The organism is Leptospira sanjuanensis (genome assembly GCF_022267325.1).
Taxonomy (GTDB): Bacteria; Spirochaetota; Leptospiria; order Leptospirales; family Leptospiraceae; genus Leptospira; species Leptospira sanjuanensis.
Map to the genome: position 1 here is coordinate 2,893,187 of NZ_JAIZBG010000001.1, position 21,376 is coordinate 2,914,562.

Here is a 21,376-nt window from a genome sequence, read left to right on the forward strand (position 1 = left end):
TAAGCGATTTCGATTCGAGAGGAAGTGATTCTTGACGATTATAAACTCTGACAAGGAATATATTTCCAAAGGGCAAACCTCCGAGGAAGCCGAACAAAAACTAAAACGATTCGGCCCGAACGAACTCAGCACGCACAAACGTTCCTTTTTCAAGGACATTCTCTCGGTAATATCGGAGCCGATGCTGATTCTGCTGATCTTATGCGGAAGCGTTTACGGGCTTTTAGGTAGCTTGGACGAAGCGGCAATGCTATCCGTCGCCGTAATCGCCGTGATTTCGATTACGATCTATCAAAAGAACAAATCCGAAAAAGCGTTAGCCTCCCTAAAGGAGCTTTCACCTCTGCGTGCAAGGGTGATTCGAGACGGAAAAATCGACGTCATACCGTCCCGAGAAGTAGTCCCCGAAGATATCATCATACTTCAAGAAGGGGATCGAATCCCGGCGGATGGATCTCTGTTATTCTCGTTAAATCTAAACGTGGACGAATCCCTTCTCACGGGAGAATCGGACGGAATTCCGAAAGAAGCCGACGAGAGCGCTTCAAGGTCCTTGAGAAATCGAAAGAACAAAGTTTTTGCGGGAAGCACGGTTCTTTCCGGGGAGGGCGTCCTCCGGGTGACCGCAACGGGTGATAGCACGGAAATCGGAAAGATCGGAACGGAATTTCGGCAAATCACCCAATCGGAAAGCCCGCTTCAAGCTGAAACGAAACGATTTACGATCGTATTCACGTTATTTGCCGGAGTATTATGTATTTTTCTAATATTAGGATTCGGTTATAGAGATGGGCGTTGGTTGGAGGCGGTTCTTGCGGGATTAACCTTTTCCATGGCCGTTTTACCGGAGGAAATTCCCGTCGTATTGAGTGTATTCTTTTCCTTAGGCGCGTGGAGAATTTCGAAAATCGGAGTATTGACGAAAGAATTGAGCGCGATCGAGACATTAGGCGCCGCGACCGTGTTATGCGTCGACAAAACCGGAACGCTTACCGAAAACAAAATGAAAGTGCGAGGATTATACTGCGACGGCGAACATTTGGAATGCGATTCTAAACTTACTGAAATCCCGGAATCGTTTCATCATCTTTTGGAATTCGCGCTCCTCGCTTCCAAAAAAGATCCCTATGATCCGATGGAGAAGGCGATTCAAGAATTGGGAATCGAGTTTCTTTCGGGTACGGAACACATTCATTTCGACTGGGAGCTCAAAAAAGAATATCCGTTATCCTCGAAACTGATGGCTCTAAGTTACGCTTGGTTGTCCGATGAAAGCGTCGAAACTCTTTCCGTGGGAGCGAAGGGAGCGCCCGAAGCGATTTTCGATCTTTGTCATCTGTCCCAAGAACGAATCCGCGAATTGGAAGAAGTCGTCGAAAGATATTCTTCGAAAGGATTTAGGATGTTGGGAGTTGCGAAATCGAGCGTATCAAAAAGAAAACTTCCCGAAGATCAACACGATCTGAATTTCGAGTTTTTAGGTTTTGTACTTTTGGAAGACCCTATTCGAGAATCCGTTCCTAATTCAGTTTCCGAATGTAAACGCGCAGGGATTAAGATCGTTATGATTACGGGAGATCACGCGGGAACCGCCAAGTCGATTGCGGATCAAATCGGCTTTGATCGTTCCGATGAAGTTCTCAGCGGAGATGACCTGGAATCGTTAAACGACGCCGAATTGACTGCGCGTTTAAGCGACGTTCGGATTTTCTGTAGAATTCTCCCGCATCAGAAACTAAGACTCGTTCGTTGTTTTCAGAACAAAGGGGAGATCGTTGCGATGACGGGAGACGGCGTGAATGACACGCTCGCCTTGCAAGCGGCACATATTGGAATCTCCATGGGAAAGAGAGGGACCGACGTTGCCCGGGAAGCTTCGGATCTCGTCCTCTTGGACGATAATTTTTCATCGATTGTAAAAGCCATCCTATTGGGAAGAAGGATTTACGAGAATATTCGTAAGAGCGTCTCTTACATTTTTTCGGTTCATATCCCGATCATCGGAATGTCCATCCTTCCCGTGTTTACGGGAGATCCGATTTATTTTTTTCCCGCTCATGTCTTATTATTGGAATTAATTATAGATCCTGCATGTACTCTCGTGTTCGAAGGGGTGGAAGCGGAAAGCCATATCTTCGATTCGCCTCCGCGCAAAAGAAAGGAAAACCTAATCAGCTTTCACGGCGTATCGCTCAGCATCTTCCGAGGAGGGTTGATTTTTGCCGTACTCGCTCTATTTACTTTTTGGGGGAAACACGAACATTGGACTTACGAAAAGATCCGTACGCTTGGCTTTATCGGTTTAGTCTCCTCGAATTTGGGAATGATTCTGATCCATCTTTCGGAAGAACTCCCTTTTTATAAAATTCCGTTTCGGAACAATTCCGTCGCCTATTGGATCATATCGCTCACGATTCTCCTATTTACGATCATCTTTCAGTTCGAATCTCTTAGAAAACTATTCGGTTTCGAAGTGATTCCGTTCGGGGATGCGCTTTGCGCGATCGCGGTCGGATTAGCCGCAAGCTTCGTATGGGAATTTAAGAAGATGATTTCTCGAAATAAGCCGATCGGAACCAAAAATCGTTGATTTGCTCTTGACAAATACATATCGTTAATTTCAGATATATAAATATGAGGAAGAATCAGGGAATAGACCCTCGTATCCGGGAATTTCTCGCGGCTTTAGCAAGCGAAACGCGCCTCAATCTTCTTCTTTCTTTTGCGGATGGCAAAGAAAAGACAGTCGGAGAATTGGTCGAACTTTCCGGATTGGGACAATCCACGATTTCTACTCATTTAAATCAGTTAAAAAAAGGCGGGATCTTAATTCGCAGAAAATCCGGTAAAGAAGTCTATTATAAACCCGACCGCGAACGGATCTTGGAACATATTTCCAAATTAACTTCTTATCTTCGAGGTTGTTGCTGATTTTTTTTTCTGTTTTATATATCGTTAAATCTAGATATTTAGGAGTATACAAATATGAAAATCTTGAAACAAGGCATTCGATACGTCGGATTCCCGATCCTTTTTCTTTCGTTTTCGGTAATTCTCATTCGAAATTCGGGAAATCTATGGATCGCTTACACAACTCTTTCCCTTTCTGTTTTGATCGGAATGATGCTCGAAAGATTCATCCCTTTTGAAAAGACTTGGAACGAATCGGATGCCGATTCGAAATCCGATTTATTCTTCTTCGCAATCCAGCCGATCGTGGCGCCTTTAGCGGGTACGGCAGTTGCGGGAATCGTTCATCTATCTATGTCAGCGTTCGGCGGATCTGCGGCACGTTTAGGGGACTCGTCCCTGTGGTTTCAAATTCTGATTGGAATGTTTTTTTCGGGTTTAATTCCGTATTGGATTCATCGATTCTCTCATGCAAGAGACGGTTTTCTCTGGAGAGTTCACTCGATCCACCATTCTCCGAAAAGGTTGTATTGGATGAATGCGTTTCGATCGCACCCCATCAATACGATCTTAAATATAGGAGGGGCTTTGCTTCCGGCTCTGTTATTGGGCTTACATCCCGACGCGGTTTTGATCGTGGGAATGCTGAATAATTTCGTGTCGATCTATAACCACATGAACATAGATTTCCGTTTAGGAATTTTAAATCGAATCTTCAACATGAATGAGCTTCACAGATGGCACCATTCAAAAGTTCCCGCCGAAGGAAATAACAACTATAGTTCGGGTGCGTTCGTCTTTTGGGATATTCTTTTCGGTTCGTATTATCTTCCGCAAAATGAAATGGACGCGAATTTAGTCGGGCTGTTCGAACCGAATAAATTTCCATCACGATCGATCGTAAAACAAATCTTGTTTCCCATCTGCAAGTGTTCTTAGATTAAACATCCAGTTCCGTTCCGTCGAAAACCCGTTTATTTCGAACCGGGAATTTCGATGGAACAAGTTGGGTTATGCTTTTTGCAGACTAAACGTAGAACTAAGATTCTCGTCATTCTCTAAGTTGGCGGATAATTGAATCTTTATTGTTAAGTTCTATCTCTTATCGAAAAATTGTTTCGTATTATTTTTCGAAGTCAAAAAATGCGAAACAAGAAACAGAACACGCTTTGCCTGAAGTGAAATACGCTGGACATAAGGCGAAAATCGGAATAGAATCACAAAAGTCTAAAATTACGAGTGCCTTCTTAGGGAGAGATTCAATGAAAATTATTTTAACTTTGATCCTATCGGTTTGGTTTTATTCCAATTGTATTTTAGATCCTTTTTATTCGGCGAAAGACCGAAACGACCCTTCTAAAGTATCACGTCAGGAGGCCGAAGAAAAAATATTCGCAACCGCGGCGCTCAAAGCGGCTATTTGCGGCGAAGTGAGCCAAAAAGGTATATTAGCGCGAGTATTCATGACAGTCAGTGATAATATTTGTTATGGTTATAAGCCGCCATTTGATACGGATAACAGTAAAAATCTTCGAAGCTGTAAGAACGAGTATAGCTATGTTTCAAAGGATAACCTTGAATCGTGCGTTAGCGAAATCATATTAAGTCCATGCGAAACCACTTCGGATGTAAACTTTGCGTTCAGCATCGGGTATCAAGCCTGCACGAGCATGCTCAATACCAAAGGCAAGATCTATTGAAGAATAGGTTCGTCCATACCTGCGCAATCGGATAGAAAGCGTACGTCATACCTTATTGTAAAAAGAAGCTTTCATAATAATATTGTTGGCCTTAAATTATAAAATTCAGCCATTTATAAGAAAACTTACTGTATCATAAACCTCAACAAAAGATTTCTTGAACGGATGCGTATTCGAAATATTCAGAATTGCAGAAGTTTAAATGGGGAGTTATTGAAAGCGTGGAACAAGAGACAGTAGTATTAGAGATAAACAAAACACCCTTTAATCAGAAAATTCAATGCAATTGCCCTCGCATAATCTGTCATTCCCTAACGGATCCAAGTCGCGATGCCTTATCAAATAAAGAAATAGACGATTGCATAAAAGAATTGCAGAGCCATTTGGAAAGCTCGCTTATCGCTGCTTATTTGATTGAAGTTCAATTCAGTGATCATCAGTTACCCGAAAAACAAGATAAAGAACTCTATTGCGAAGCACTTAGGTTCATTTTAGAATCGATACATTTTCTAACGAAAGCGGAAATGCAAATGTTTCAATTTTCCAAAAGTAGAATCCTACTCCTTCTACCTATGGATGTTGAAGAATCCGATTTAAGCCTTCTACCTTCTCAGCTACTTTCCATGATGAACCATCCAATTCGTTATAAGGAAAATGACTTTTTCTTTAAAATTTCGATTGGATCATGTTCGATACGGGAAAAGAACGAACCCTTTATCGAAATCCGGAATAAATTAGCGGACTCTTTAATGAATGCCAGCAAATATCCCCACAGTCACTATATCGTGAACGGACTCGAAAAAGAAATTCAGGTGATTTTCGCTTTGAAAATTGCAAACTTCAAGAAAGAATTTTCCTTAAATTACCAACCTATATTGGATGCAAGAACCAAAAAAATCGAATATTTAGAAACGTTAACAAGATGGAATCATCCGATCAAAGGAAATATTAGTCCTGATTTTTTTGTTCCATTGGCCGAGCAATCCCTCCTAATTCTAAAATTAGGCGAATGGGTAATCAGGAACGCAGTCAGAGAATTTTCGAATCTTTTCAAATTTGCAGTCATTCAAGAAAATTGTAAACTGACGGTCAATCTTTCTCCAATTCAATTGATTCACAAAGACATCAGCGAAGTATTCATGGAGACCGTTGACCAATACGGAATCAAACCGGATCAGATCTTAATCGAAATTACGGAAACCTCAGTAAACATGAACGGCGGAGAATTTCGCAGATTTTGCGAACAAGCTGAAAATCTTCATTTTCACGGGTTTAAGATTGCAATCGATGATTTTGGGAAAGGACATTCAAATTTTTCGAGATTGGATCAAATTCAATCCGACATCATCAAAATCGATAAGAATCTTTTGAGCGGAGCCTTACGATGTCCCTCCAAAAAAAGACTGCTCGGTTCCATCGTCGAAATGATGCGCACCATGCGTAAGAGAGTCGTTATCGAAGGTGTCGAAAACGAAGAGTGTGAAAAAATAGCTTCCGAAGCAGGAGCAGACTTTCTTCAAGGTTATCATTATTATGCACCTCTAAATATAGAAGGTTTGTCGCAGATCTTTGGAATCAACTTTCAGATTTCTTTATGAAGATTCCCAAAAATCAGAAAGAAAATCTGTGTAGTGAAAATCGTTATTCTAAATCAATTTCGTTCGAAAGTGTTTTTAGAATCTGTAATTCGGTCGATGATCGCTTTGGCATTTGTGAGCGAGAACTTCGGGCGTCGCTGCCGTTTTCTGCAATTCAATGATTTTGATTACTTCAGCTTTCAGAAGAGTTGATGCAAACTTTTGAACGTCCAAGCATGCGCGACTTTTGTATTTCCAAAGACTCACCGGTTTTGAATTTCGGAAAGACCGAAACTCATACTTTGAGCGCGCTTTACGAATCTTACAATCTATAAACCATCGGATGAATACCTCCAACGCATGAATTCCTTTATCTTTTCCTAGGAAATCAAACCGAGGATTCTGTATGCACTTTTAGACGATTTAGAAGGATTGTCAGGCTGCCCTTACTCTTAGGAAACCAATTTCCCCTTTGCTCGATAATTTAAGGCATCCTAATCTATAAAGAGTGAATCCAAATTCTTAAAATTAAACTAAGCTGAAGTCATCAAGTTTATATTCCAAAGATAGCTGAACATAATAACAATGTATAAGTCTAATAAGCATAAACGTTCCGGCATTTTGCTTTTAACTCTAAGTTTACTTACAGTTTCCGATTGTATCAGAAAACCCGATGGAAATCTTTTTATAGATACTATGGTTTTCTCTAACTTCCTGACAAACGCTTTAACTCCAATCAAACTTAGAGTTCAAGTAAAAGGTCTTGCAAGCGGTGCGAATTTTACGATCTCAAATCAAGATTCGGAAAGCTTAACCATTAGCAAGAACGGGGACTTCGAATTTCCAAAAATGAAAACGAAATATTCCGAATTTTCAATTTCAATTCTCTCCCAACCCGTTGCAACACCAAGCCAAACTTGCGTAATTACCAATCCTGCCGGAATTCTTAGTCCCAATAACAATACCGTCGAGATAAATTGTGGAACGAAATTTTTTCCGTTAAATCTTAACGTATTTGGAATTGCTACCGGCTCAACAGGAATTCTTTCGGTTCGAAATGGGCCGGTCGACACACTGAATATTTCCTCCGACGGGACATATGAATTTTCGGCGCAGGTTCCGGATTTGGGCTCATATTCCGCAACGATCTTATCGAGACCAAATATGCATGATTGCATCCTAGAACCGCTTCCAGCTTCAATCGGAACAATCAACGGTGCGCCGGTTACATTAAATGTAAACTGCTTAAGTCAAATCCATTCTTTCCCTATCGACCAAACTGCAATAGGACCGACCGATAACCTGATTATCACTTTTTCGAAACCGCTTACACCCATGAGCTGTTCTTTCGTAGCCCCACCCGGAACTTGTTCGGCGGATTTAAGCGCTTCGGCCCTACCTATAGTCGCAGCGGACTATAGCGGTAATAGACTTACCGTTCGACCAAATGTTAACTGGAACGCAGGCCTCAGGCGGTGTATACAACTTGCCGGTTGTACGGAAGCCGGAACAAACCGCGTTTTCAACCTTCCGCGATCGAACAGTTACGCGGTTACGAATCAGATAAAATACGTAAGCGCAGGAGGCGCCGTCGCGGGCGCTTGTAATTCCGTTGCAACCGCTTGCGCTAATATACAATACGCAGTTTCACAGTGCAACGTTCTATCCTCTTGTTTCGTCCTGGTTTCTCAGGGAACTTATTCGATAGCAACCGTTCCCGACAGGATTCTTTTAATCGATAGGTTACAACTCCTAGGCGGATTTAGTACCGATTTTCAATCTCGAAATACTACAACATTTCAAACGATAATTCGGGACGATATAGGAGTTGGCGGATGCGGTTCTAATGATGCGACATCCTGCACACCGATTTCAGGTAGCGCCATGACTCTCAATTCCGACGTGCTTGTCCAAGGATTTACGATCATCACCAATTCGAATAACAGAGTTTCGACCGGAATAAATCTAAACAATGTGGCTACGGGACCGAATTCGATCACGATCGATAATAATATCATTTTAGGTACGAATTCAACGGCGCCCTATGCACTCATGATTGTTAGGTCGGGCATCTACGCTTCAAATGTATCTCCTTCTTTTCGCGCTACCGGAAATTATGTTTTGGGGGGTAGCGGTAATTCTATGTCGGTCGGCATGCGAATATTAAATGGAACGCAAGGACTCATACAAAATAACCGGATTAGCGGCGGTTCGCATATAAATATCAACGACGCCTTAGATTCTTCCATAGGAATTCTAATTAACAATACAGTGAACAATACCACTCAGTCTTTGGTGATCGCGAATAATATCATCAACGCATTTCATTTGAACGGAACACCGGCCGTTTCCGCTACAACTTCAATGGGAATTCAAGCTCTGTCTATCAACTCGCCCAATTTTTACATTTTGCACAATACTATCTATGGAGGAAACGGAGTTACTCGCTCTTACGGCATTCAACAGCAATCCTCTGGCTTTCTAAATATAAATGTCGTCAACAATCAGGTCATTTCCAATTCGGCGGCGAGCAATCAGATTTGCCTAAATTATGGCACAAATAGTGTAAATACACTATCTGACATCCGCGGGAATAATCTTTTCGGCTGCAATATACCCGTTGCGACTTCGGCCGGCAACTTCCGCTTTTGCGGTCCGGAGCCGTCAAGTTTAAGAGATTCGATCTTTTGCATAACCCCGATAACTAATTTAACCGCTTTGAATTTTAATCATGATCCCATTTTCACGATTCCAACGGGCAATCTGGATGTTATGTTTTTGAATTCAAATTCAAGATGCAATTCGGTTTACGGCGGAGTCGATCCAGGTTATCCTCTTCCGCTTTCCCAAGTCTACTTACGCGACATTCGAGCGTTAACTAGATCTACAAATGCCCTGCCCACTCCGGTTCCATCCGGATCATTCGGTTATTCCATTGGAGCTTACGAATACGACGGCACATGCGTACCTTAAAAGAAACACATTCCGATTTGAGAAAAAGATTGAATTTTAAATTTTATTGCCTGAGCAACAATATTTTAAGCAATATAAATCGTATATTAAATAAAAAGAAGGGTGTTGCATGAAGGACCGATTAAAAGAAACAAAATCAAATTTTAGGATGGCAAATCGTTCGAGTCTTCAACTCGAGGAAATTACAACGATCTCGCGTAAACATCGAAAATATTTCCTCTTACGCTTTTGTTCGCCATCCGGGTTTTTATTTCTTATACATCTTTTATTATTCGGGATCGTTTTTAGCGAATGTCTTCCGAATGAAAAAGATAACGATCCCGCATTGATGATTTTGGGAGTTCCGCGAACTTCGGGAGAGTCGCCCAACGACGACGAACCTCCGCAACTTTCGTTTAGTTATCCGACTTCATCGTATCGTCTTATAAAGAATGTTCCGGTCGTTCCGATTTGTCCTGACATCCAAGGTGATTTGTCGAATTTTTCGATAACCCCGCCCTTACCGGCAGGATTAGTTATAAATCCGGCGACCGGTACGATTACCGGAAGCCCAGCCTCCCCATTGCCGGTAACGTCGTATCAAGTAACCGCATCGAATTCATCCAAATCGTTTTCGGTTTCATTAAATCTTTCGGCCGACGCATTGAACGCCGAAATTGAATCTTATATCAAAGCTCCAAATGCAGAAGTTTCCGATCAATTCGGAAAATGGATCGCAATCGACGGGGACACGCTTGTTGTAGGAGCTCCTATCGAAGATAGTAATCAAACTTCAATTTCCAACTCGCTCGGACCAAATTTAACTCCTGCGGGAGACAACGATGCGGCAACTTTCTCCGGGGCCGCCTATGTTTTTCGCCGTACGGGAGCGACCTGGGCCTTTGAAGCCTATTTGAAGGCTCCCAATGCGGAAGTTAACGATCAATTCGGCGAAGTCGTTGCAATCGATAGGGACACAATCGTGGTCGGATCATTCTTTGAAACTAGTAATCAGACTTCCATTTCGAATTCTCTAGGACCAAATTTAACTCCCGCGGGAGACGACGACTCCATAGGCAACGCAGGAGCCGCCTATGTTTTTCGCCGCACAGGTAGCACTTGGGCTTTCGAAGCGTATTTGAAGCCCCCCAATATAGAAGTCAATGACCTATTCGCCAAGAGTATTGCGGTGGATGGAGATACAGTCGTAATCGGAGCAAATGCCGAAGATAGTAATCAGACTTCCATTTCGAATTCTCTGGGACCAAATTTAACTCCCGCGGGAGACGACGACTCAGCAGGCAATTCGGGAGCCGCCTATGTTTTTCGCCGTACGGGAGCGACTTGGGCTTTCGAAGCCTATTTAAAGGCTCCCAATGCGGAAGGGAATGATTTCTTTGGAAGCGCCGTAGCCATCGACGGAGATACAATCGCTGTTGCTTCCGCTAGTGAGGACAGCAATCAAACATCCATTTCGAATATTCTCGGTCCAAACTTGACTCCTGCCGGGGATAACGACTCAGCCAATGGCTCGGGAGCCGTTTATATTTTTCGGCGCACGGGAACTCTTTGGTCTTTCGAATCCTACTTGAAAGCTCCCAATGCGGAAGCCGGGGATAGTTTTGGATCTAGTATCGCAATCGATGGCAACACGCTCGTTGTAGGAGCTTGTAACGAAGATAGCAATCAGACTTCCATTTCGAATTCTCTGGGACCAAATTTAACTCCAGCAGGAGACAACGACTCGGCAAGCAATTCGGGAGCGGCCTATGTTTATCGCCGTACAGGAGCGACTTGGGCCTTTGAAGCCTATTTAAAAGCTCCCAATGCGGAAAGCGGCGATCTATTCGGATACAAAGTTGCAATCGATAACGGCTTTATAGCGATCTCCGCAATAATGGAACGGGGTGGAGGGGCGATCAGTCTTCACAATCCGCAACCCGCTTTTACTCCGGCAAACGACAACGATTCAGCAGTGAACGCGGGCGCAGTCTATGTTTTTCGCTGGGATGCGAACGTTTGGGTCTGGCAGTCCTACGTAAAAGGCAAGAACACGGAAGGAAACGACCGTTTCGGCGAATCCATCGGTATCTCAGGTGAACTTATAGCGGTCGGAGCATTGGGAGAGGATTCGGCCAATGCGATTATTTGCAACGGTGCAGCCAATATACCGACTGGCGCCACCGATAACGAAGGGGCCAGCGGAAGCGGCGCAGCCTATGTGTTTGCGCGTTAAAATGATGAATCATGATTTGAAAAAGGGAAAACGTATGTTAATTATCTAAGAAATTACTATAAACTAAAGACCCTCTACTTCGGTTCGATCGAAGAGGATCACATTGCGACAAGATACTCGATAAATTCAGAAATATTTATCGATAGATCCAATCCGAGATCGGAAGCGGGTAGAGTTTTACGATCCATATTTTCGATTTACTCGAAATATTTCATAACAGGATTCAAAAGAATCCAGATTTACTTTTTTGTTTGAGAGGTTTCCATGCCCTGCGATATTTATTATGCAAGTGCGATTCAATATATTACGTTAGGTTCAATTTATTATTTCAAGAAACAAAAGCCGTTCCAAAAGAAACAAGCTTTGATAGTAATATTCATCGGATTAAACCTGATTATTTTTTCGAGTCAGTCGATGTTTTCCAACGAAATGCTTTCTGCCATATTAAACTTTCTTTATTCATTTTCTACGGTTTCGGGAACGATTTTGATTTACACTGTTTGCAAAGAATCGTTCGAATATTCCGAATCCAAAAGAAGAAAAAAGACGCGATCGGATTTCAATCAGGAACTTGCTTTAATCGGCTCTATTTCTTCGGCGTTAAGTGCGGCATTCGTATATTTATGGTATTACACCGAACCAAAAATATTTCCGAATCTTTTTTCGTCTTTAAACGGTTTTTCGATCGCCTTTCTAATCTTATACTGCTTATACATTCAAGTTTATTTAAAGAATCATTATGCCCGAAAAGCTTTAAATTTGATGTATTTTCTTATAACTTTAATAGCTTTCGAAAAACTCAAACCGATCATTCCGTATCCGTATTCTAACGCGATTACTCTTGTCGGAGGCATTATCTACATTGTTCTGCCGATTTTTCTTTTCAGCAATTTACTTATAATCACTCCTCCGAAAAAGGAATTCGAGTCATTACCGAAATCTTTCGATTTCAAAAAAGCGACCAGTATCGATCTCCTTGTTAACTTAGACAATGAAAAAATTATGTTTAAACTGTATGATCTATTCGTCCATGAGCGAATTTTCTTGGACGAAGATTTGAGACTTCCTACTTTGTCGGAAGAAATGGGCCTCAGCGTGCATCAACTATCGGCATTCATAAATCGTCATCTTCGGACTAATTTCAATACTTTCGTGAATTACTTCCGCCTAAAGGAAGCGATGTCTATGTTGATTGAAGAACCCTCAAGATCCATTTTGTCGATCTGCATGGCCGTTGGATTCAATGGAATGTCCACTTTCCAAAGATTTTTTCTCTATGCGACAAATACTTCGCCGAGCAAGTATCGTGAAGCCGTTATCAATGGAGAGAAAATAGAATTCAGCCCGCTTTTCCGGCCCATCGCATTTGAAATTCGCCAATTTGAAGAGCAATTCTTAATAGAATACGAACATCGTGCCATTTCCGACCTCACAACGTAACTTACAGCCTGTCCCAAAACCTAATTTTACTTTACCGGAAAGATCAGCTGCAAGAGCCTGTCCCGGTTTTGGGACAGGCTCTTATAATTTCAGGAAAGAAATCCTCTAAAATTGAATTTTCTTTTTAAGAAGCGGAGCAGGGTTTCCTTTTTTCATAATTTAGAAAGTTATAATGTTTCTTAAGACTTTTTTTCAAGACACGTTGCAAGGATAAATGACTCTCAGAAAACTGAGAGTTTTACGGCACTGCCAAGTAATATAAAAAAGAGTCAAACGGATGCGATGTGCTGCATTGCGCGAGCATAGAAAATGTCTAAAGTCATTTTACCTATCGAGAATAATGTTTATTGAATTCAATAGAATTCTTATTCGCTCACGATCTGAAAATAGTTTCCACTTTTATAATTTTCGTAACGCTTCCAGTTGATCTTCTTGCCGACCGGAACGTAGGGATATTCCTGTTGTTTGATTTTGACACCGTGAACCAAAGAATAAATTCCCGCCGCAAGCGAAATCGCGACATCCTTCTTCCGTTTGGTCATCAGGGTCATATCCTTTTCCTTGTCTATATAACCGATTTCTAAATAAGCCGAAATCGCGTTGATAAACGTAGGAAGCGCATAAGTGGACAAATAAGGCTTGTTGATAGGACCCGGATCGGGAAAGTCTTCGTCCGTTTTTCGTTTTCGCAAACCGTATTGGACAAAACGCATCAGCTCCGCGGAAGCATAATGATTATCGCCGCCGAATCCTTCTCTTCCGTCCTCTCTTCTCCAGAGTTCGGGCTCTGCCTTTTCCCTTTCCCAGAATTTTCCTTCCGCGACAAAGCTCTTATGACTTTTCGAATACGGCCCTTTACCGCCGGCCTTCGCCAATTCTTCCCAACCGGGAATGTCCTTGTATTTCCAGCTAATCATGTTTTGGCGATACCCTTCGAACGCGGAAAGATCGGTTTTTTTACCGGACTTGTTCGGCCAATAACCGTGAAAGTAAATCCACGCGTCGGCCACCGCGTTTTCGAGTTTGGACCAACCTTCTTTAAAGACCATCCACTCCGCCCAAGGAGAATCGTTGAACTTATCCGGAGAGTATCTTCCTTCCGAAATTCCTTTCAAAACATAGAAGGTTCTATACGAAGGAGAAAGAACCGCGGCCATTCCGCCGGGATGTTCCTTGTAACTCGGATTGAGATGAAGCGACACGACAAGATTCGGCTTTTCCCGATTGATAAACGAAATTCTCCCTTGTTTCATCTTTTTCGTTTTTTTATCCGGATAATCGAAAAGACGATACGGAGCATTCGGATCTTCGTTGACGGAATATTCCCGTTCCTCCGCGTTTCCCGTACGTGTCATCACCGAATCGATTTTAATCCAAGGAAGATCGTCGTTCGTAAACGACTTCATATACGACTTGAACGTCTCGAACCCTTCCGGAGTTTTCGTTAAGTCGAGAATCTCCTTGAGTTCTTTAGCAAGTTCTAATACGACTACACGTTCCTTTCTTCCTTTGGAAGAAGCTCCGGCTTTATAGAGTTCCAGATATTTATCCGCGATCGGATCGTATTTATCGCCGTGATCCTCTTTGGGTTTGAGATCGACTCCCCCGTGTCCGGGATCGATCACCACTTTGAAGGTTTGAGCGGGAATCGGCGGGGAAGAAGCGGTTTCAGGCGCTTCCTTTTCGGGACCGGCCAGAAGGACCGCCCCCGAGAACAAGATGTAAAAAAGAAGAAAATTGTTAAACGAAGAGAAGTTTTGAAAATGCCTCACTATTTTTTCTGCGATTCCTTATCCGAGCTTTCGGAATACACCATATTCCGATTGTCGCTCAGGTCTATCTTATATTTTTCGCGGACGTTTTTGCTTTCTTCTTCCGGTTTGAGTTTGCTCAAAATGGAGATCCCGTATTCTTTTGCCAACCGAAAGTGTATGAGAGAATCCTTATATCTCGAATCCCTTCTCATACGATCCGCTTGGATCATCTGGTAATACGCGATCTGAAGTTTGTGGTGATTTGCGGAAATTTCACGGCTGCGCGCCGTGACGGATTGGGCCGGTCCGTTTTGAGTCTGCTCGACGCTTACGATCGTATCCGCACATTCTCCCAAAAGCTGATCCGTTCTTTTGTTGTATTGATCGGAGAACTTGTTGTAGAGTTTGTCCATACTCTCCGTAGTCTCGCGCATTTTTCTTCCGGCCACGACGTATTGCCTTCTATAATAATAATGAAGAGCGTCGTTATATTGTTTCCAGATCGAATTCAAATCCTCGTTGGAACCCTGAACGCTGGAACCGAAATTTTTCGTAACTGTCGCGAGTGCGTGGATGTCGTTTTTTACTTTTTCTTTGAGAGAATCCAAGGTTCTTGCATAATGGAATTCTTCCAAATAATCGCCTTGATACTTGGGATCGTTAGCCGCGTTTGCAAGTTCGCTTCCTTTGCCTTCGTCTTTGGTCGTTCCGGATTGAGCCGAAACGGAAGCGGCGGTTAAGAATAAAATCACGATCGAAATTCGGAAACTTTTTAATGACATGCGAATCTCCTACGCGGAAGTATAGCACAGGGTTTTAAAACGCAACTCCTATTTTTGAAGCTTGCTTTGCGGGGCGAATTATCGGTTTTCCCGAAAACGAATCTGAAGCAGACCGTCTCCGACCGGGAACAGAGTATAAACGAAATCGGAATTTCTCACTTCGTCCCAAAACTCACGAACTGCCTTGTCCGAAGGAGCCTGTCTTTCGGAATCGAAAATTCTTCCGTGCCAGAGAACGTTATCGAACACAGCCGTTGTCGGTTTCAATCGGGAAAGAATCCGAAAGATCTCCGGATATAAAACCTTATCACAATCTATAAATACGAATTTGCCGGACCAATCCGCGTTCGGAACTTCGAGCGAATCCCTCATGTATTGCAAACAATGAGTTTTTAAAAGATGAATGTCGAGATCACCGAAGGGATGTTTTTCTAGATAAGACCGAACCCTCGCGATATAATCGATCTCCCGTTCCAGGGAAATGATTTTCGCGATCCGTTTCAAACCCGAAGCCATCCAAAAAAGCGAAATGCCGTAACCGGTTCCGAGCTCGAGAATTTCTTCGGGCTGCGCCGTCTCCACGAGAAAACGCAACACCGCGCCGGACGCGGGAGTCAACACGGGAACACCGAGCTCAGCCGCGTCTTCTTCCATTTGAAAAAGAATGTCGACGGGACGCGGAACGAGTTCGGAATCGATCCGCTCCTCAAGTCCGTTTAAAAAAACGGAGGTTCCGTATTTCCCCGGGGGACTTCCTTTGCTCATGGCAGAAACGCGTGGAAGCGGTGTCTTTCCTCTTTCGGAATTCGTTTGTCCAAAACTTCGCGGATATAAGGAACGGTATAACGTTTCGAAAAATGTATCAAAACGATCTTTTCGTTTTTGAACGAGGAAAGGTTGCCGAGAATTTCGTCGAGATGGATATGACCCCATTCCCTCGCCTGTGCCGTGTTTCGTTCCTTATCGATATAAGTACATTCAATAAATAGAATACTCGAATTGGCGACGTCTTCGTGTTCGAGAACGAATTCGATCTTTGTGTCGCCGGAAAAACTGATGACGGGAGCTTCGCTGTGTTCGGAAACTTCCGTCTTTTCCTTCAAGACCCGGTTCAATTCCTCTTTGGATAAGGATTGGAATTCCTTTTTGAGCTTTTTTCTTCTTTGATAAATCGTATAACCCTGCGAAGGAACACGATGAAAGGTTTTATGCGGAGAAAAAAAATGATGCGGATCGAGGTCTATCTTTTCCCCGTCGCTTACTCCTTTCATCTCGTACGAATAGGGAAAATCTTCGATCTGAGAATAAAGATCGAGAATCTTACGCATCGGTTCTTCGAGCGGAACCGGAACGAAAATCTTAGGAGGTTTTAACTTTTTCAACGACCTCTGCGAAATATAATACGGCAAACCCGCGGAATGATCCAGATGAGAATGCGTAAGAAGAAGGGTATCAAGATGAATTCGATTCGGATTCTGCGCGCCGATATCGAACATCAGACTCAGAGAAGGAAGATACAAAGAAGTCCGGATTCCTCCTTCGGAAATTCCCTCGAACTGATACTGTTTATGATAAAACTTACAATACACTAAGGAATCCTTTCTTCCGGCGCGATGTGTTTAACGGTTTCATTCAATCCTTTCGTAATATCCTTCGGCCCGGTAAGAACCGTTTTCACGGAAGAATTTACGAAATATTTTTTTCCTACTCTTTTTAGATCGTTCAAACTTACGGCTTGGATCTTGTCGCGGTAGGTTTTCAGATAATCGTTCGGCATATCGTGTTCTTTAAATCGGAGAAAGTTATGAAGAATTCCCATCTTATCGGCGAATTGAAAGATGAATCGGTTTACGATGGATTGTTTGGCGGATTCCAGCTCGTCTCCCGTAATCTTGTCGATCGTCTCTTCGCTTAATATTTCGCGCATCAGATCGTAGACTTCCTTGGTCGTTGAGGTTTTGGTCTGCGTCGTAAAGTAAACGACTCCGTAATCCTTTTCAAAATACGTGGAACTATTGGAGGAATACGCAAGTCCTCGGTCCGAACGGATCCTCTGCATAAAGTACGAACTAAAACCGCCTCCACCGATAATATAGTTCGCGAGTTGGATCGCGTAAAAATCCGGGTCCTTGTGCGCGGGAAGAATCCCCGCCATCATCACGATGCTCTGTGTAGCTTCCTTATCCACTCCGAGAATCTGAAACGAAAGAGAATCCAGATTCTTTTTGAGAGATTGCGTATTCAACACGACCGGCTTTTCCGCAAGCACTGTTTCTCTCGGAGGCAGCAACGAAGCGACCAACGGTTCGGCTTCCTTTCTCTGAAGATCCCCTGTGAATAAAACAACCCTTCTGGATTTGGAAAGAACCTGTTCAAAGTAATCGCGCAAATCCCCGGATCGAATTTTGGAAAGAGAATCGAGTTGCGCGCTTTTTCCGAGAACGGTTCCTTTATAAACGAGTTCCGCGGTTTTACGGTAGGCGATATCGGGGATCTTATCGTTTCTCCGTTTGATCGCCTCTTCCAGATTGAGTTTGGCGACTGTGAAACCTTCTTCGCTTAACAAAGGATTGGAAAGGAATTCCTTCACGAAAGGAAGAATCTCCTTTTCGAATCGGGAAAGATAAGAAATCGTGAATACGATTTTTTCCGAGTTCGCGTCCGTGTCGATCTTGGCTCCGTAACCTTCCAGCGTTTCGAGAAACGCGCTTCCCGGAGCGGAAGGAATTCCTCCGTGTTTCCAAGCTTGAACGAACAGCTCGGGAACTTCGGACGGAAGATTCGGATTGTACAAAACGCCCGCGTAGATATGAATCTCAATGTTTCTCAGAGGGAATTCTTCCCCCGGTAAAAAATACACTTCGGTTCCTTTTCCGGACGAAAAGGTCTGTACTTCGGGAAACTCGAAACTGAGAGGCGGAACCTTTACGTTTTTGACGAAGTCTCCCGGCGCCGAAGAGACGGGCAGAACGGTTGCGAGAAGCAATACAAAAGAATAACAAAATATTCTCATGTACGAATTCTTTTTTGAAACCGTAAAACGCGGATTCGAAACCGCCAAGCTCCGTTCGTTCGAACGAACTCGGTCCTTTGCCGCAAATTCGGACGGAAGGCCGAAAGCGAAACGTTCTTTTGAAGTTTTCCTGTTAAATATCATGTTCTGTTCTAAGTTCGGCATCATCGGTTCCCGGATAATTTTGTTTCCTTAACGGGCGGATTCAATTCCGCGATCGTTCTGTTTTCGGCTACGAAGTATTTTTTGGCGACACGCTGAATGTCTTCCGGAGTCACCGTATCCAATTCTTCGTATCCTTTGAGAAGTTCCTTCCAATCCCCGTATAAAAGTTGATAGAGGGAAAGAACGTCGGCGAGTTTTCCGTTGTCGTCCAAGGCCCGGAGATAACCGCCTAGGATTTGATTTTTAATTTTAAAGAGTTCTTCCGCGGTCACAGGTTCGGTTTTTAAACGATCCAATTCCTCTTGAACGAGATTCTCCACTTTCTTTTGATCGGCGTTTTGATTGTTGGTGATGTAGATCGAAAACAGATTGGACAAACGATCGCCGGGATCTCCGTTCCAACAATATACTCCCTGCGCGACCTGCTCTTCGAGAACGAGTTTTTTAAACAACCGTCCCGATTCCCCTTCCGCAAGAAGCGTATCGATGATGCTGAACACCGCGTCGTCCGGATGAGGAAACGCGGGTTTGTTAAAGCCGATGATTTTGGAGGGTGTGCTCGGATGAACGACCGAAACGAATTTCGGTCCGCCGAATCCCGCTTCGGCCGCTTTCTTGAGAGGTTGCGGTTTTCCTTTTTTCAAATCTCCGAAATAGCCGCGGAGAATCGTTTCCGTCTTTTCGAAATCCAAGGAGCCCACGACGGCGATCACCATTCTTTGCGGATCATAATAGTTTTTAAAGAACGTTTCGGTTTTTTCGAGATCGAGAAAACCTAGATTCTTTTCATAGCCGATCACTGGCATTCGATACGGATGACCCGCCGGAAACGCAGCGTCCATATATTTCTCGCGGAGAATTCCGAGACCTCTGTTTTCGACGCGCATTCTTCTTTCTTCGAGAACGACTTCCCGTTCCGTATAATATTCTCGTAATATAGGATTTTTCAAACGATCCGATTCGAGCTTGGCCCAGATTTCCAATCGGTTCGCGGGAAGAAGAATCTGATAGTTCGTAACGTCGTTCGAAGTGTATGCGTTAAAACCGACTCCGCCGTTTCTCGAATAGATATAATTGTCTTCATTAGAGATTACGAATTTACGATGAAGTTCCAGCAGCGCGGTGAATCTTTTTTTCAGGGTTTCGATTTGATTCTTAAATTCCGCCGAAGGTTCTTCGCCTCTGGATTTTAATTCCAATTCTTGAATGCGAAGAGAATCCAATCTTTTTCCCCAAACGGCGATCTGCTCCAGATACGGTTTTTCTTTTTCGTAGTTCGTGGTTCCGATGTTCTTGGTTCCTTTGAACAACATATGTTCCAAGAGATGGGCGGTTCCCGCAATCTCCGGAGTTTCGTCCGCGGAACCTACTAAAAATTTCGTATAAACCGCGATGGTGGGAGAATCCTCCCGTTTCATCATAAGGACCCTCAGTCCGTTTTCCATTTGAAAGGTTCTTGTCTTTTCTTCCAAAGACTTCTTGAGTCCGGAAAAAATCGAAGCGTCCGCAAACAAAGACGCGCTCGAAAGTAAGACGCAGATTCCGAAAATCACAAGGGGTTTAAGAATCGGTTTCGTGAAACGCATAGCTTACAGTCTTTCCCGTTCGGAACCTGGTGTCCAGAAAGTTCCCGGAAAAATCCTGCTTCCTTTTCGGCGTGGTTTCGGAAATGCTTGTCTCATGCGGCGGTTGCGTTTTGGAATCTTAGAAATTTCGATTTTATTCTTCCTTTTCTCCTGCGTGCCCGCCGATCCGGAATACAGACAAAAAGTTTTGGAGAATGTGCGGGACACTGGTTTTATTTCCAGGGAATTCTTTCAGATCTTAGTCAAGGTTCCCCTTCCCGCAAAGGACGCAGGAATTAAGGAATTGCGAACCCAGTGTAGAAAGATCGCGGAAACGAAACGGGACGAGATCGCGGTTTCCATTTTGATCAGAGAGATTCGGGAGAACGATCGAATTTACGGAGGAGCGATTCCCGCCGATCTTTCGAGCAGCTCCGCACCCGCGCTTCCCAGTCAGATTTCCAGCACGACGTCCGCCGCTTCCACAACTCCGGGAGGAATCGCGGTTTCGGGAAGTTCTTCCAGCACCGCCGGTTCCAATCAGTCCGCTACGAACGATCCGAATTCTTCCCAAACGCGAACGGCTTCGTCGATTCCCGATCCCCAAGCCGAGAAAAAAGATAAGGAGAAGGCAAAGCAGCTCGCGCAGGACGTGCTTGCGTATCGCGGGGCCTTTGCTTGGTTCTTAAATTCGATGTTTCTTTTTAGGGAAGATTATACGGACTCCGCGAATTGTACTTTCATTTACAGAAATATTCAGAAAGATTTGTATGCGAACGTTATCCGAAAGGGCATTCAACCCATCTCCAAAGAAGAAACTCCGGAGGCTCCATGAAGTCGATTCAACTTTTCTTATGTACCCTGTCCTTATTGTTCCTGAGCCAATGCACTTCTTCCGGAAAGAAAGCCGAAGTTCCTCCGGGTCAACAGGAAACCACGACCGTTCGGGAAGAATCGAACGATAATCCCGCGGACGAGTTCATCAAAGCCCCCGAAGGTTTTTTGAATTCGGATACGTTTCAAGTCGTCATATCTTCTTTGGAAGGAAACGCGGACGTCGCGCAAGACTTGGCGCGCAAACGCGCCCTCAATCTGTTGATCGCGGAAAAGGGAGAAACCTTCCGTCCAGCCGACAAAACGATCTTGAAAGAACTCGTGGAATCAAAAGGAAAGATCGTAAAACATTCCGGTTCCATCCAAGGGAAAACTTACTTTTTGTTTCAAGTCAGTTCTCCCGGATTGAAATCTTCGCTCAAACGTTAGAGTTTGAACGTTAGACGAA

The 21,376-nt window shown here is 43.6% G+C and carries 14 protein-coding genes and 3 pseudogenes; 11 read left to right on the forward strand and 6 right to left on the reverse strand.

Going from position 1 to position 21,376, the window contains the following annotated elements; translation table 11 throughout:
* Window positions 1–31 precede the first annotated feature (31 nt).
* From LFX25_RS13000 to LFX25_RS13035, 9 genes and pseudogenes are all read left to right on the forward strand, one after another.
* A complete protein-coding gene (locus LFX25_RS13000; protein WP_238730617.1) occupies window positions 32–2,590 on the forward strand; it encodes a cation-translocating P-type ATPase in 2,559 nt (852 codons plus the stop codon).
* Window positions 2,591–2,634: 44 nt separating this feature from the next.
* Window positions 2,635–2,931 carry an ArsR/SmtB family transcription factor gene (locus LFX25_RS13005; RefSeq protein ID WP_238730618.1) on the forward strand — a complete coding sequence of 99 codons (297 nt, stop codon included), beginning with the start codon at window positions 2,635–2,637 and terminating at the stop codon, window positions 2,929–2,931.
* Window positions 2,932–2,985: 54 nt separating this feature from the next.
* A complete protein-coding gene (locus LFX25_RS13010) occupies window positions 2,986–3,849 on the forward strand; it encodes a sterol desaturase family protein (RefSeq protein ID WP_238730619.1) in 864 nt (287 codons plus the stop codon).
* A gap of 146 nt (window positions 3,850–3,995) precedes the next feature.
* Entirely contained in the window at window positions 3,996–4,610 is a 615-nt protein-coding gene (locus tag LFX25_RS13015) for a hypothetical protein (protein ID WP_238730620.1), read from the forward strand.
* Between the two features lie 188 nt (window positions 4,611–4,798).
* Window positions 4,799–6,208, forward strand: a complete 1,410-nt coding sequence (locus LFX25_RS13020; RefSeq protein WP_238730621.1) for an EAL domain-containing protein — start codon at window positions 4,799–4,801, stop codon at window positions 6,206–6,208.
* Between the two features lie 564 nt (window positions 6,209–6,772).
* Window positions 6,773–9,160, forward strand: coding sequence for a right-handed parallel beta-helix repeat-containing protein (locus LFX25_RS13025; RefSeq protein ID WP_238730622.1), 2,388 nt, complete (start codon window positions 6,773–6,775; stop codon window positions 9,158–9,160).
* A gap of 328 nt (window positions 9,161–9,488) precedes the next feature.
* Window positions 9,489–9,773, forward strand: a pseudogene (locus LFX25_RS20980) (Ig domain-containing protein); the annotation flags it as partial.
* A gap of 30 nt (window positions 9,774–9,803) precedes the next feature.
* The gene (locus LFX25_RS13030) at window positions 9,804–11,375 is read left to right on the forward strand and encodes an FG-GAP repeat protein (RefSeq protein ID WP_406600532.1); all 1,572 of its coding nucleotides are present in this window, start codon (window positions 9,804–9,806) and stop codon (window positions 11,373–11,375) included.
* 762 nt (window positions 11,376–12,137) lie between these two features.
* Entirely contained in the window at window positions 12,138–12,815 is a 678-nt protein-coding gene (locus LFX25_RS13035; protein ID WP_238731600.1) for an AraC family transcriptional regulator, read from the forward strand.
* Window positions 12,816–13,180: 365 nt separating this feature from the next.
* On the opposite strand, the gene LFX25_RS13040 is transcribed toward LFX25_RS13035, so the two are convergent.
* From LFX25_RS13040 to LFX25_RS13065, 6 genes and pseudogenes are all read right to left on the reverse strand, one after another.
* Window positions 13,181–14,587: an N-acetylmuramoyl-L-alanine amidase gene (locus tag LFX25_RS13040; RefSeq protein ID WP_238730623.1), complete on the reverse strand. Its 1,407-nt coding sequence runs from the start codon at window positions 14,585–14,587 to the stop codon at window positions 13,181–13,183.
* On the reverse strand, window positions 14,587–15,351 hold the full coding sequence (locus tag LFX25_RS13045) for a hypothetical protein (protein ID WP_238730624.1): 765 nt from the start codon (window positions 15,349–15,351) through the stop codon (window positions 14,587–14,589). Before LFX25_RS13045 ends, LFX25_RS13040 begins: the two co-directional genes overlap by 1 nt.
* Window positions 15,352–15,429: 78 nt before the next feature.
* Complete coding sequence (locus tag LFX25_RS13050) at window positions 15,430–16,116, reverse strand: O-methyltransferase (protein WP_238730625.1); 687 nt, start codon at window positions 16,114–16,116, stop codon at window positions 15,430–15,432.
* The gene (locus LFX25_RS13055; RefSeq protein WP_238730626.1) at window positions 16,113–16,940 is read right to left on the reverse strand and encodes an MBL fold metallo-hydrolase; all 828 of its coding nucleotides are present in this window, start codon (window positions 16,938–16,940) and stop codon (window positions 16,113–16,115) included. The genes LFX25_RS13050 and LFX25_RS13055 overlap by 4 nt, the downstream gene beginning before the upstream one ends.
* Window positions 16,940–18,382: pseudogene (locus LFX25_RS13060) on the reverse strand (M16 family metallopeptidase); the annotation flags it as partial. The gene LFX25_RS13055 and the pseudogene LFX25_RS13060, both read right to left, overlap by 1 nt.
* A 146-nt stretch (window positions 18,383–18,528) precedes the next feature.
* Window positions 18,529–20,115 (reverse strand): M16 family metallopeptidase, encoded by a 1,587-nt coding sequence (locus LFX25_RS13065; protein WP_238730628.1) that lies wholly within the window; start codon window positions 20,113–20,115, stop codon window positions 18,529–18,531.
* A 29-nt stretch (window positions 20,116–20,144) separates the two neighbouring features.
* Between LFX25_RS13065 and LFX25_RS13070 the strand changes: the two are divergent.
* Window positions 20,145–20,929 (forward strand): annotated as a pseudogene (locus LFX25_RS13070) (hypothetical protein).
* Window positions 20,926–21,357 (forward strand): lipoprotein, encoded by a 432-nt coding sequence (locus LFX25_RS13075; RefSeq protein WP_238730629.1) that lies wholly within the window; start codon window positions 20,926–20,928, stop codon window positions 21,355–21,357. The pseudogene LFX25_RS13070 and the gene LFX25_RS13075 overlap by 4 nt, the downstream one beginning before the upstream one ends.
* Window positions 21,358–21,376 lie beyond the last annotated feature (19 nt).

Bases quoted from the DNA above. Each gene is read 5' to 3' on its own strand.
- LFX25_RS13005 (WP_238730618.1), top strand. From the start codon at position 2,635: ATGAGGAAGAATCAGGGAATAGACCCTCGTATCCGGGAATTTCTCGCG.
- LFX25_RS13010 (WP_238730619.1), top strand. From the start codon at position 2,986: ATGAAAATCTTGAAACAAGGCATTCGATACGTCGGATTCCCGATCCTT.
- LFX25_RS13025 (WP_238730622.1), top strand. From the start codon at position 6,773: ATGTATAAGTCTAATAAGCATAAACGTTCCGGCATTTTGCTTTTAACT.
- LFX25_RS13035 (WP_238731600.1), top strand. From the start codon at position 12,138: ATGTATTTTCTTATAACTTTAATAGCTTTCGAAAAACTCAAACCGATC.
- LFX25_RS13045 (WP_238730624.1), bottom strand. From the start codon at position 15,351: ATGTCATTAAAAAGTTTCCGAATTTCGATCGTGATTTTATTCTTAACC.
- LFX25_RS13050 (WP_238730625.1), bottom strand. From the start codon at position 16,116: ATGAGCAAAGGAAGTCCCCCGGGGAAATACGGAACCTCCGTTTTTTTA.
- LFX25_RS13065 (WP_238730628.1), bottom strand. From the start codon at position 20,115: ATGCGTTTCACGAAACCGATTCTTAAACCCCTTGTGATTTTCGGAATC.
- LFX25_RS13075 (WP_238730629.1), top strand. From the start codon at position 20,926: ATGAAGTCGATTCAACTTTTCTTATGTACCCTGTCCTTATTGTTCCTG.